Source organism: Paracoccus maritimus (assembly GCF_025195095.1).
GTDB lineage: Bacteria > Pseudomonadota > Alphaproteobacteria > Rhodobacterales > Rhodobacteraceae > Paracoccus > Paracoccus maritimus.
The window spans coordinates 44,600-57,674 of sequence record NZ_JANAVZ010000005.1 but is presented as its reverse complement, the minus strand read 5'-3'; the positions used below and the strand labels follow the sequence as shown (position 1 = coordinate 57,674).

At 60.2% G+C, this 13,075-nt stretch carries 8 protein-coding genes and 3 pseudogenes; 7 read left to right on the top strand and 4 right to left on the bottom strand.

Annotated features, from left to right (window positions below; translation table 11 throughout):
- Window positions 1–6: 6 nt before the first annotated feature.
- Genes MU516_RS09920 through MU516_RS09910 form a run of 3 tightly spaced genes read right to left on the bottom strand, consistent with a single transcriptional unit; the run spans window position 7 to window position 2,695 of the window.
- On the bottom strand, window positions 7–1,104 hold the full coding sequence (locus MU516_RS09920) for an FAD-binding oxidoreductase (protein WP_260277070.1): 1,098 nt from the start codon (window positions 1,102–1,104) through the stop codon (window positions 7–9).
- Between the two features lie 2 nt (window positions 1,105–1,106).
- Window positions 1,107–1,955: a hypothetical protein gene (locus MU516_RS09915; RefSeq protein ID WP_260277069.1), complete on the bottom strand. Its 849-nt coding sequence runs from the start codon at window positions 1,953–1,955 to the stop codon at window positions 1,107–1,109.
- Between the two features lie 8 nt (window positions 1,956–1,963).
- On the bottom strand, window positions 1,964–2,695 hold the full coding sequence (locus MU516_RS09910) for a response regulator (protein WP_260277068.1): 732 nt from the start codon (window positions 2,693–2,695) through the stop codon (window positions 1,964–1,966).
- A 260-nt stretch (window positions 2,696–2,955) separates the two neighbouring features.
- Between MU516_RS09910 and MU516_RS09905 the strand changes: the two genes are divergently transcribed.
- The 3 genes from MU516_RS09905 to MU516_RS09895 all read left to right on the top strand — a co-directional run bounded on the left by MU516_RS09905 (window position 2,956) and on the right by MU516_RS09895 (window position 7,283).
- Window positions 2,956–3,984 carry an ABC transporter substrate-binding protein gene (locus MU516_RS09905; RefSeq protein WP_260277067.1) on the top strand — a complete coding sequence of 343 codons (1,029 nt, stop codon included), beginning with the start codon at window positions 2,956–2,958 and terminating at the stop codon, window positions 3,982–3,984.
- A 74-nt stretch (window positions 3,985–4,058) separates the two neighbouring features.
- Window positions 4,059–6,212: an ABC transporter permease gene (locus tag MU516_RS09900; RefSeq protein ID WP_260277066.1), complete on the top strand. Its 2,154-nt coding sequence runs from the start codon at window positions 4,059–4,061 to the stop codon at window positions 6,210–6,212.
- Between the two features lie 18 nt (window positions 6,213–6,230).
- Complete coding sequence (locus MU516_RS09895) at window positions 6,231–7,283, top strand: ABC transporter ATP-binding protein (protein ID WP_260277065.1); 1,053 nt, start codon at window positions 6,231–6,233, stop codon at window positions 7,281–7,283.
- Between the two features lie 76 nt (window positions 7,284–7,359).
- On the opposite strand, the pseudogene MU516_RS09890 reads toward MU516_RS09895, so the two are convergent.
- Window positions 7,360–7,554 (bottom strand): annotated as a pseudogene (locus tag MU516_RS09890) (transposase); the annotation flags it as partial.
- A gap of 647 nt (window positions 7,555–8,201) precedes the next feature.
- On the opposite strand from MU516_RS09890, the pseudogene MU516_RS19450 reads away from it, so the two are divergent.
- From MU516_RS19450 to MU516_RS09875, 4 genes and pseudogenes are all read left to right on the top strand, one after another.
- Window positions 8,202–8,354, top strand: a pseudogene (locus MU516_RS19450) (YcbK family protein); the annotation flags it as partial.
- Window positions 8,337–8,618 (top strand): annotated as a pseudogene (locus tag MU516_RS09885) (transposase); the annotation flags it as partial. The pseudogenes MU516_RS19450 and MU516_RS09885, both read left to right, overlap by 18 nt.
- Window positions 8,619–8,731: 113 nt before the next feature.
- Window positions 8,732–11,800 (top strand): Hint domain-containing protein, encoded by a 3,069-nt coding sequence (locus MU516_RS09880; protein ID WP_260277064.1) that lies wholly within the window; start codon window positions 8,732–8,734, stop codon window positions 11,798–11,800.
- 111 nt (window positions 11,801–11,911) lie between these two features.
- Complete coding sequence (locus MU516_RS09875) at window positions 11,912–13,060, top strand: Hint domain-containing protein (RefSeq protein WP_260277063.1); 1,149 nt, start codon at window positions 11,912–11,914, stop codon at window positions 13,058–13,060.
- The last annotated feature ends 15 nt before the right edge of the window (window positions 13,061–13,075 follow it).

Here is a 13,075-nt window from a genome sequence, read left to right as displayed (position 1 = left end):
ACCTGATCACTTCGAAGCAGATTTGGTATCGAACTTTTTCGATGCAAGAATGACGCCGGGGTTCATCAGATTGCACGGGTCGATGCAATTCTTGATACTGGCCATGAGTCTGCGTTCCGCTTTGGTGCGACTTGCAGGAAGCCAATTAACCTTCACACGCCCTATACCATGCTCCGCTGTGACAGCACCACAATACCGCTGCACGAGTTCATAAACTGCACCCTCAATCATTGACGTGTCGCACCCTAAAGTGTGAGAGACCAGCAGATGCAGATTTCCGTCGCCAACGTGGCCGACCTTCACACAGCGAGAAGCATCGGGGATTGAGGCCAGAACGCGCTCCACTTCCACGCAGAAGTCGCCAAGTCGAGACGGGGAAACTCCAATGTCGAAGTTGATGTGAGGGCCGAGATGATCATCGATTTCTCCTACAGCCTCCCGGATGCCCCAAAGGTCCTTTTGCTCGGCTATTGACTGGGCCAAGACACCATCCTGGACCAGGTCAAGTTCCAGAGCGTCGAGAAGCCACGCTTCAAGCGCGTCTGAAGTTTCGTCTAGCCGCAGCTGGATTTCCAGGAGAGCGTAGAAACCGTGCGCTCCTTCGATTGGAGATCTGGCGATTTCAGCTTCACGACAGACCAAGTGCCAATAGTCGGGCCACATTCCCTCGAAAGCGATCAGGGCAGTGTCAAACCGTTCGCGCAAAGAGGACAAGCATTGCAAGGCTGCTTCGTGATCACGGAGCGCGACAAGTGAAAGTGCATTGTTGGGATGATAAGGCTTCAGCTGAAGGACAGCGCGACAGATGACCCCCAAGGTTCCTTCCGAGCCGATGAAAATCTGTTTCAGGTCGTAGCCTGAATTGTCCTTCACCATGCCCGCCATCTGCGTCAGCACCTCGCCGTCTGGCAGGACGACCTCCAGCCCCAACACCTGCTGCCGTGTCATGCCGTAACGTAGGACGCGAATTCCACCGGCATTCGTTGCGATCGTGCCGCCGATCGTCGCGGTTCCGCGAGCGCCAATGTCCACCGGATAATCCAGGCCAAGCTCATGCGCCCGATTCTGGACCTCCTCCAACGGGGTGCCAGCGCGAACGGTCATGGTCATTCCTGCCGTACCCCGCGCGCAAAAGCTATCGAGGCCAAGGTGCGATCGCGTTCGGCTGCGATGTCTGATTGCGCGCGTGCGGTCACTTGGGCGGCATGTTCGCTGATGGCCTCGGCCCCGCGCCGGATGCGCGCCAGCGCGGCCTCGGCCGCGACCTTGCGCGCCAGTTCAAGCCTTCGCAGTTCGAACAGGCCATCCGGGCCTTCGGCAAGCTCGCGTAATCGTTCAAGCTCGATTCTGACATCAGGGTCGCTGATATCTGTCATCGCCTGCACCCGGCGGAAATAGTCGCGATGAAACTCGCCTGCGCTGACAAGGCTGTCCGCCCGCCCGGCCCCGACAAGCGCGCTGGAAATGCGTTGCAATGATAGCCAGTCGCGCCCGCCTGCTGCAGCGTCGGAACGCGCGAAAAGCGCGCGTTCAATGGCTGCAGCTTGACCATTGCGGCGTAAAATCTTGTCCTCCAGCGCGTCGCGTGCAGCGGCAGCGTCCACCATGTCACGCACGCTCTCGTCCATCTCGCGAAGCGTAGCGGCAAGATCCGCCTCCGCGGCCGAAAGCCGTTCGGCAATCCCCGCGATCAGACCCCGGGCCCCGTCGGCATCCTGAGCCATCCGAAACGGACTTTGGATGGTCAGAAGGTAAGGCGCGCGGGTCGCGAGATCAGAGGCACGGCGCGACAGGATCAGCGCATCGTCCACCTTGCGCAGCGTATCATCATGCAGCCGATCAAGCCGGGAGGTCGACTGGCTCAGCGTGAACCAGCTTGCACCGCCTACGACCAGCGTTGCCGTCGCCAGCGCCACCAGCGCCACCAGCAAACGTGCGCGAATAGACAGGCGCAACGCCTTCGTCACGGTCTGGTTACGAAGATATAACCCTGCCCGCGCCGGGTCTGTAGATGTTCGGGCTTTGAGGGCACCGGCTCGATCTTGCGACGAAGTCGCAGGATCAGCACGTCGATCGTGCGGTCCATATAAAGCGACAGATCGTTGCCCAGCTCGCTCAGCATTTCGGCGCGCGGGATGATCCGGTCGGGATGGCGCAGAAAATAGTTGAGCAGCCGATATTCGGCATTAGTCAGCGCAATCTCCTGACCCTCGGGGTCTAGAAGCTCTCGTCGGGTCATGTCCAGCCGCAGGCGGCCGAACACGCGGATGTGGCTGTTGCTGCGGTCTGGCGCCACCAGCGCCGGATGACCCGCACGGCGCAGCACGGCGCGCAAACGAGCTACCAGTTCGCGCGGGTTGAAAGGCTTCATGATATAATCGTCCGCCCCGGTTTCCAGTCCGATGATCTTGTCCGTCTCATCGCCTCGCCCAGTCAGCATGACGATCGGCAGGCCCATCATTTCACGAATGCGTATGGCCAGCGACAGTCCGCTTTCGCCCGCGAGCCGCAGGTCTATCAGCGCCATATCAACGGGCGTCCCGGCGGCTGCAGCAAAGAACCCTGCGCCATCGGCGACCGGTACGGGCGAAAAGCCGTTCTGTTCCAGCAAGGCCGCGACGCTTAGGCGCAGTTCGGGATCGTCGTCGACGATCACGACCCGCGGTCCGATGACGCCCGGCGGCTCTGCTGACATGAACTTCCTCCCGGCGGCGCACCGCTGCCTTGCGGCCCCGGCATGATACCGCAGCGCCACTTTAAAACAGAAGGGCCATTCGAATTTCAATTATGACGCCCGATCCACGGTTCTGTAACATTGTTCATCGAAAACTGTCCGCATTGCAGGACTGTTCACACCGGCAGGGGTCGCGCCGCGTGCCACGGTCGTGTCAGGCTGCGCCATGATCGCGGTCCGACGGCTGACTTGGCCCGCCGCGGCATCAACGGGAGGATAGCATGAATAAGATTTCGATCAGCGCCCTGGCGCTTTGCGCCGCCATGGCCGCGCCAGCCGCCTTTGCCGAGGATCTGAACGTCGTCTGCTCGAACGAGCAGACATGGTGCGACCTGATGGCGCAGAATTTCAAGATCGACACCGGCGTCAACGTCGCCATGATCCGCAAATCGACCGGTGAGGTTCTGGCCCAGCTGCGCGCCGAGAAGGGCAATCCGAAGGTCGACGTCTGGTGGGGCGGCACGGGCGACCCGCATATCATCGCTGCCAACGAAGGTCTGACCGAGGCCTCGGGCGTCGATGTCTCGGGCCTTCTGGGATGGGCGCAGAACATGACCGAGATGACCGACGGCAAGGCGATCGGCGTGCATGTCGGCCTGCTGGGCTTCATCTACAACACCGAGATTCTGGCCGAGAAGGGCTTGCCCACCCCGGCCTGCTGGCGCGATCTGGCCAAGCCCGACTACCGCGGCGAAATCCAGGTGGCCAACCCGAATTCCTCGGGCACGGCCTACACCGAACTGGCGACGCTGGTGCAATTGTTCGGCGAGGACGAGGCGTACAAGCTGCTGGCCGAGATCGGCGCCAATGTGAACCAGTACACCAAATCCGGTTCGGCCCCCGGCAAGGCCGCCGCGCGGGGCGAGACAACCATCGGCATCGGCTTCATGCATGATATGGTCAAGCTGAAGAAAGAGGGTTTCCCGGTCGAGATCGTCGCCCCCTGCGAAGGGACGGGCTACGAACTGGGTGCGGTGTCCGTCGTTGCCGGCACGCCGCACATGGAAGCCGCCACGAAATTCGTGGAATATGTCACCTCGGCCGAGGGTCAGTCGCCCGGCCTTGAAGTCGGCGTCTATAACATCCCGTCGAACCCCGGCGCCGAGACGGACCCCGAGGCCCCGGACATGGCATCGGTCAAGCTGATCGACTACGATTTTGCCACCTACGGATCGTCCGAAACCCGTGAGCGTCTGCTGGCGCGGTGGGAAAAGGACGTGAAAGGCGCAGGCGGCGCCATCGAAGAATGATCCCGACCTGACCTTCGGGGCGTCCCGTGGCGTGCAGGCCACGGGACGCCCCTTCCTCGAACGGGAATTTCACGATGACGCGCATTGTCCGGTTCTGGTCCCTTTTGGGGATCACAGCCTTTCTTCTTCTGCCCTGGTACATGGTTCAGGGCGGCTTCTGGACCTTCGGCTGGGTCACCGATCCGGGCGGCACAGGCGCTTCCGCGGCGCTGCATGTGGCGTCGGGTCGGATCTGGCTTCTGGGTCCGGCCCTGGGGCTTCTGGGCGCTGTGCTTGCAACGGTCCTGCCGTTGTCTCAGGCGGCGCGGGCACGCGCATGGCTGGTCTGCGGCGTTGCCGGGCTGGCGTTGCTGATCGGGCAGGCGCTGCTGATCTTGGGAACCGGCCCGCGGCTGGCCGCCTTGGGCGATGCCGCGCAGCCGGGCATGGGGGCTGGCGCTTTTGTCGTCTCCGTCTCGCTTCTGTTCGTAATGACCACCGGCATTTCGGCGCTTGGCCGGGGCAGAGGCGATGCCTTCGTGACCGGCCTTGTCGGGCTGATCGTTGCTCTCGTCGCCGTATTCGTCTTCTACCCGATGGCGTTCATCTTCGTTCAGGCGTTCGAACTACGCGGCGGAGCCGGATTCGGCCTGTCGGAATTCGTGCCACGCTTCTTTTCACCGCAGACATGGTCCCTCGGCTGCGTCACCGGCAGCGGAACCTGCGGTGCGGCTTTCAATTCGCTGATGCTGGGTATCCTAACCGGGCTTGGCACAACGCTTCTAGGCCTATCCTTCGCGCTGATCTTCACCCGCACAGATTTCCGCGCCAAGCGCTTGCTTCGCGCGCTGACCATCCTGCCGATCATCACCCCGCCCTTTGTCATCGGTCTGGCATTGATCCTGCTGTTCGGGCGATCCGGCTCGATTACCGAATTTGCCCATTGGGCCTTCGGGATGGAGAAAACGCGCTGGCTCTATGGCTTTTGGGGCGTCTGGCTGGCGCAGATGCTGTCATTCACGCCCATCGCCTTTCTGGTCCTGATCGGCGTGGTCGAGGGCATCAGCCCCTCGATGGAAGAGGCAAGCCAGACCCTCGACGCTAACCGCTGGCAGACCTTCCGCCGGGTGTCGCTGCCGCTGATGCGGCCGGGACTGGCGAACGCCTTCCTGCTTGGCTTCATCGAAAGCCTTGCCGATTTCGGCAACCCGCTTGTGCTGGGCGGGAATTTCAATGTGCTCTCGACCGAAATCTACTTCGCGATCGTCGGCACGGTGGCCGACCCGGCAAAGGCCGCAATCCTGTCGATGACGCTTCTGGCCATGACGCTGGCGGCGTTCGTGCTGCAGCGGATGTGGCTTGGCCGCAAAAGCTATGCGACCGTCACCGGCAAGGCCGATAACGGCCAGAATGCCGCGCTGAACCCGGGGCTGAAATGGGCGTGCTATCTGACCGCGCTGCCTTGGGCGGCCTTCACGCTGATGATCTATGTGCTGATCGCCTTCGGCAGCTTCGTCAAACTGTGGGGATATGATCACAGCTTCACCTTGCAACATTACAAGCAGGCGTTCGGCATCGTCGTCCGCAACGGCGTGCACTTCGTGGGCGCAGCTTGGGACAGCTATGTCTCGACCCTGACCATCGCCGCCATTTCGGCCCCGCTGACCGCGGCCGTTGGATTGGCCACCGCCTATCTGCTGGTACGCCAACGCTTTACCGGCAAAAACGTGTTCGAGTTTTCGACCATGCTGTCATTCGCGATCCCCGGCACGGTGATCGGCGTCGCCTATGTCATGGCCTTCAACTTTCCACCAATCGAATTGACGGGAACGGCGCTGATCCTGGTCCTCGTTTTCATCTTCCGCAACATGCCGGTGGGCGTACGAGGCGGCATCGCCGCTATGAGCCAGTTGGACAAATCGCTGGACGAAGCCTCGATCATGCTTGGCGCGAACAGCTTTACCACGTTGCGCCGGGTGATCCTGCCGCTTCTGGGTCCGGCCATCCTTGCCGCCGTCACCTACAGCTTCGTGCGCGCAATCACCTCGGTCTCTGCCGTGATCTTCCTCGTCTCGGCCCGTCACAACCTGGCCACCAACTTCATCGTCGGCCGGGTCGAGAACAATGAATTCGGTATCGCCATCGCCTATTCGGTCGTGCTGATCGTGACAATGCTGGCCGCCATACTCGCCCTCCAGGCCGTGATCGGCCACCGCCGCCTTCGCCGGTCCGACCGGGTCGCGGCGTGATATGAAAGGATTTTCCCGATGACCAAGGGCTCCGTCCGCTTTGAAAATGTGGCCAAGCGCTATGGCGAGGTCACCGCCCTCAAACCCCTGACGCTGGATATCGCGCCGGGCACGCTGTGCACGCTGCTGGGTCCATCGGGCTGCGGAAAGACTACCACCCTGCGATTGATCGCAGGGCTGGAATCCGCCAGCGAAGGTCGCATCCTGATCGGCGGCGAGGACGTGACAAACCTATCGGCGACCTATCGCCGCGTTTCGATGGTCTTCCAAAGCTACGCGCTGTTTCCGCACATGACCGTGGCCGAGAACGTCGCTTATGGCCTGACCGTCAAGCGCATGCCCCGACGCGAGGCACAGTCCCGCGCAGAGGCAGGATTGGAGATGGTGGGCCTGACGGGGTTCGGCGACCGCCTTCCATCCGAGCTGTCCGGCGGCCAGCAGCAGCGCGTCGCCGTTGCACGCGCCATTGTTCTTGAACCCGAGGTTCTGCTTCTGGACGAGCCACTGTCGAACCTGGACGCCAAGCTGCGCCGCCATGTGCGCGAAGAAATTCGCCAGATCCAGCAGCGGCTTGGACTGACCGCCGTGTATGTGACCCATGATCAAGAAGAGGCGATGGCTGTCTCGGACCGGATCATCGTTATGAAAAACGCCGAGATCGCACAGGCCGGAACGCCGCATGACCTGTATGAGCGCCCCGCCTCGGCGTTCATCGCGGATTTCATCGGCGATGCAAACCTGATCGATGCTGAGATTATCGGCAGCGGACAGACAAAACGCATTCGCGTCGATGGGATCGACCACAAATTGGTGATGCAGACCACTCTTACCGGGGCAGTCAAGCTGGTCCTGAGGCCACATCAAATTGCCCTGTCTGCGACGCCTCGGACGGACAGTATTCCGGCAGAGGTCAGCTACGCCGCTTATTTGGGAAATCACATCCAGTATTCGCTGACATCGAATGTGGGTGAGATCTTTGCGATCCTCCCGCCCTTGGAAACGCCTTTCAGACGCGGGGACAACTTGTTTGTGTCGTGGCGCTCCGAGGACATCCGTCTGGTCAGCCAGTGAATCGTCCAGACCGGGCAGCCACATGAGCCTGGTTCGGACCGGCCTGAAGCTTCCTCTAGCGTCTTGGCGATGCGCGCAAACGATGTGCGACCAACACAGTTGACGAGGATGGCCGCCCCGTGTGACTGCAACAATCCGCGAGATAGGCGCGGATGCCGCTCAGGTCGACGAAGCGAGCGATGGACCGCAAGAGGTGATCCTGCGGGACGTGATCTTCCAGAGAGAACTCGTAGAACAGCGCCGGTTGCGTTTCCTGCCTCGGTGCCATCATAGCCGATAGTCTCGCCTATTGGCCGATTTGAATCGGCATGACGCCCCTCGATCAAGCGAGAGTTTTTCAACGAAATGCTCCCCCTTCGGACGAATCTTCCTCTGTGTCAGAGAAAGAGCTGCAGGGGCCGCAAAGCGCCTTCAATCAGCCATCGCGAGATCAAGCAACCACTCCATTCAGCAGGCTGTCGCCAGACGGCGGTGATTGCCAATTAGTGACAATATTACAATAATTTAACGGCTCTGATGCCGTTGCCGCATCGTGTTTCGCTCTACCGGCGGGCATGATCCGGTTCGGCGGAGGGTTTCAAGACCGTGGCGCCGGGGGCCGGGATGGCACACCACGGGTCGGGGACAGATGCCAGGCGCAGTCCGAAAGGCCGAAGCGCGTCCCCCGGCACCAGGCCCGGTGTCGAATGTAGCGGCCGACCCCGAGACGCGGGCTGATGCGATCCCGGGGGCCTAAGCGACGGGGCGGCTCCGGTCAACACGGACAGCTGACGGCAGTGGGGACCGGCTGCGGCAAATGCCGGGGCTGGTCGTCCTATGCCGTCACTCAAGGGCTCACCAATCGTCACATCCTGCCTGGTGGTACAGAGACACGCGCGCGAGGCGCAGTCCGGCGTCGTACTGGCTGGGTCGCACGACCAGCGGTTCCCGGTCCGGGCGACTGCATTTGCAGCCGAGACGCCGCTCGCCCGCGAAGTGCTGGCCGACAGCCGCACCATGAAGGGCGGTGGCGCGGCAGGCGTGGCGGCGCTGGGTGCGGCCGGGGTGGAGGTTGCGCAGAGCGTCCTGGCCAACATGTCCTTCCCGCGACAGCACCGCACCAAGTTGCATTCGACCAACCCGATCGAGCGCCTGAACAAGGAGGTGAATCGCCGCGCCGATGTCGTCGGCATCTTCCCCAACGAGGCCTCCATCCTGCGCCTCATCGGCGCCGTGCTGTTCGAGCAGAACGACGAATGGCAAACCTCGAGCCGCTACATGATGGTCGAGGCCTTCGCCCTTATCCACAAGGACGAGATCGACCCCATTCGCAGCATAACCACGAAAGCCGCCTGACCATGACCTCAGGCCATTCGGGAAAATCTTTCCACATTGACGGACGACAAGAAAATGGGAAATTGGAACACAGCTTGGTCTCCATCGTCACCCAGTGAAGTGAAGTAAGAACTATGCCGACATATATAGTCGTTCCCACAATCACTGGCCCAGGACAGATTCTTCAGGGCACGATTACGGTTGCAGATGGTGATATCTACATCATTGATCCCACTGTCACTGCGTCGATTACGTTCAACGCGCCTGTCTCCAGTCCAACACTGAATTATGAAATTCAGATTAACGAGACCAATACCGGTGCGACTGGCGACCGGCTGATCACGCTTGGCAACAACACCAGCCCTGACGTTCAGATCGCGGCGGGCGTGGATGCGAGCCGTTACAACTTTACCGGCACGACAGTTGACAGCGCCAGTTACACCGTCGGCGATGGCGCCACGACCGGCAATCTTCGGCTGGGCGACGGCGGTGACGGCGGCACCAACACTGTTACACTGGGCATTGATGTAACCGTCGATGGAACCATCACCGGCGGTGCAGGCAACGATGTCATCACGGCCGGGACCAACACCATCGTGAACGGCGCGATGAATTTCGGTTCGGGCGCGTTGACCGGCACGTTCGGCGCGGGCCTCTCGGCAACGAGCATTTCTGCCAGCGGAGACGGGGTGAAGGACCTGACATTCGGGAACGACACCACCTTGTCCTCGGGTGGAACATCGCTAAACATCGCGACAACCGGGACCGGCAACACGGCTACCGTCGTCTTTGGCAACAACCTGAACTCGGCCGGTGGCCTCACGGTGAATGGCACAGGCGGCGACAACAGCCTGACCGTCGGAGATTTTTCCACCGTCAACGGGTCGACAACCGCCAACGCCGGCGGCGTCAACAACAGTGTGTTCTTTGGTGACAACGGTTCAGTTGGCTCGATCTTTGCGAACGGCGCCGGAAGCTCGGGAGGAAACGTACAGAACCTGGTCGACATCGGCACCGGAACAACGACATCGGATATCTATGTAAACGGGGCGTTCAGCGACAACACCGTGAATGTCGATGCCGGCAGCACGACGAACAACATATTCTTCGGAACCGATGGCGCGGTCGATGCCGGCGCCGCCGGCGGAGGACAGGTTCTCAGCCTGGCGAATGGTGCCACAACGGGCATTCTTTATCTGAACTCGGCCAATTCGACCTACGATATCGATTTCGGCGACAATGTGAACACCGAGTTCGTCTATGCGAACGGGTTCAATTCGGACCATACGATCGACATCGGTCAGGCGTGGACCGCGGATGGCTCTGTTTTCCTCGGCGCCTCGCAGGGCACAACAAATATCAACATATTGAATGATGCGACCGTCACCGGCTCTTTCGAGATCAGTGGGGACGACGCAACCGCAGTCATCGGCGATCGCCTTGATATCGGGCTCAGCACGATTCTCGGCGATTTGAACGGCATCACCGATATCACGCTCGGCATCGACGCGAATATCGACGGCTTTACAACAATGTATGGCGACCAGCTCGATTTCACGGCAGGCTCCGGGCTGACCACCGGGTCCGGCGCGCTTATCGGTGAAAGCGACGGCACCACCGATCTTCAGTTCGGCGACAACACGACTTTTGGTGGCACGTTCGACGCGAACGGCGATACGTTCACCATGACCACCGGAACGAATTTCTCCACCAGCGCCGCGGCCTATACCGGCGCGTTTGGCTCCACGTCCAACAGCACCACCTTCGGGCCAGGGGCGAACATTGGCGGTCTGCTCGATGTAAGTGGCGACAATGTAACGTTCGACGCCGGCGCAGGGCTGACCACTTTGGGCATAGCCTACATCGGGAACACCGACGGCACGGCAACGACGGCGACAATTGGCGAGAACTCCACGCTCGGCGGGATTGACGTGGGTGGCAACTCGCTGAACTTCACCGGCGGTGCAAACCTGCAAGTCAACGGCACGGCCTACTTTGACGACACCGGCAGCACGAGCATCATTTCTATTGCTGACGGCACCAATATCACGGGTTTTACCGATTTTGCCGCCGCCGGGTCCGATGTGACCCTGACCATCGGAAATGATGTCACCCTTGGGGCGGGCGTGAATATCGACGCTGGTTCGGGAGGCACGACCAATATCACGGCAGGGGACAACTTTACCTTTGGCAACCTGATAGGCGCTGGCGAAAACTCGACGATCTCGATCGGGGATGGATGGGTTTCTACGCTCAACAACATGTCATTCGGCACGGGCGATGATACGGTCACCCTTGGCGTTACAGGCGAGACGGGCGGTCCGCTGAATACTATCTATGGCGGTGAAAACGCTGGCGACAACGATATTCTGACCATGACCTTCGCCGGCCCGACTGAGCAAGCGTCGTTCGTCTCCGCCGCGCTTGCCGCAGGTTGGACACTAAACCCGGATGGCAGCCTGAACTCGCAATCCGCCACGGGTGCAAACCTCCCGCTGACCTGGAACAACTTTTTTATCTCAGAGTGGGAAGGCGTGAATGTCGTTTGTTTCGGTGCCGGAACGCGGATCAGGACCGGCGACGGCGAGGTGCCGGTCGAGCAGCTTGAAATCGGTTCCGAAGTCCTGACGATGGACCGCGGATATCAGCCCATCCGATGGATCGGGTCACAGCTTCTGACTGCCGAAGATCTGAGCGCATGTCCGAACCTCAGACCTATTCGTATCCGCGCGGGCACTCTGGGCCCCAATCAGCCGGAAAGAGACCTGATTGTCTCGCCGCAACACAGGGTGCTCATTCGCTCCAAATTGGTTTCGAGAATGTTTGGCGCGAAGGAGATCCTTGTCGCGGCGAAGCAACTGCTGGGGATTGAAGGCGTGGAAATTGCCGAGGACCTGACAGAAGTATGCTACTTTCACTTCGTTTTCGAGACGCATGAAGTGGTGTTTTCGAATGGAGCCCCGACAGAAAGCCTGTTTACCGGACCGGAAGCGCTCAAGGCGCTCAGCCCCGAAGCACGGGACGAGATCATGATGATTTTCCCCGAGCTGGGATCGCTTACGACGGAAAGGCTTGTCCCGGCCCGTCCGCTGGCGCCCGGGCGCAAGGCCCGACGCCTGGTTGAACGGATAATTAAGAACAAGAGGCCACTTGTTGAGGAGAATCTGCAATGCGCGCCGCCCCTGCGTGCTGAATCGTCCTGAGGTTTGATGACTGCAATTCAAGCGCCACAAGACACCTGTCACTTACGTGACGGAAAGCGAGTGGGGCTGCCAAATTTACTGATCGGAATAAATCTATAAGAAAGACCTCTCATGCCCCTGATAAAAACTTGGATTATCGACACTACCGTGCCGAACGTGACTACGATTGCCAACGATGCACAAGCTGTGACCGCAGCCCAAAGCCTAGGTTCAGCGGCATCGTCAACATATACGATTGCGGATGTGTTTACGGGCCCGCCCGGAACATCCGGTCTTGATGTTCTTCTCGAGCAGAACTTCAACAGCGCGTTCTTGGGTAATGGTACTGACGACACGATTTCGCTGGATGGCGGTGCGACTCAACTTACCGTTCAGCAGTTCATTGGGCTCAGCGGAGTAACGATTACAATTGACGGTGGCTCACCGGTCCCAATAAGCCAACTTTTCGTGTATATTCTGAGCGACGGAACCGTTATGTCGGTGCCGTCGGATACGTTCATCGCGGCTCAAGACCTTGATGGAACCGAGAGTGTCGTATTCGATTTTTCAGGGGCCATGGATTCCACCCCGACCTCCAACGACGTCGGCTCCAATCTTAACAACTTCGGCACGGTTCCCTGCTTCGTATCAGGCACTCTGATCCGGACTGAAAATGGTGAAGTTCCCGTCGAGAACCTTCGGCCGGGCGACAGGATTGTAACGCGCGATTATGGGCTCCAGCCGATTGTGTGGATTGGTTCGGCACATATTTCGTCAGCGCAGCTGCAGTCGGCGCCGCATCTAATGCCGATCCGGATCCGCGCCGGCGCACTTGGGGACGACCTGCCGGTTTCAGATCTCCTGGTTTCGCCGCAGCATCGAATCGCGATTTCTGACCGGATCGCCGATCGCATGTTTGGCGAAAGCGAGGTTCTGGTTGCGGCCAAGCATTTGAGCGCATTTGACGGGGTGGAGATCGCCGAGGAAGTCGAATCTGTAACCTACTGGCACATACTCTTTAATGAGCATCAGATCGTGATCTCGAACGGCGCCGATACAGAAAGCCTGTTCCTCGGCCCGGAGGCGGTCAAGTCCATGCCGGCCGAGGCCATTCGCGAAATACGCGAAATCTTCCCGGGGCTGTTTGATCTGGACTCGCCGGACGTAATGAAACCGGCCCGTTCGCTTGTCCCTGGGTCCCGCGCCCGCCGCCTGGTGACGCGTATCGCTGCCAAATCGGACCGGCACAGAAAGGCTCTATCTAAAAGTGCTTTAGTCTAGATCTGATCTGACACC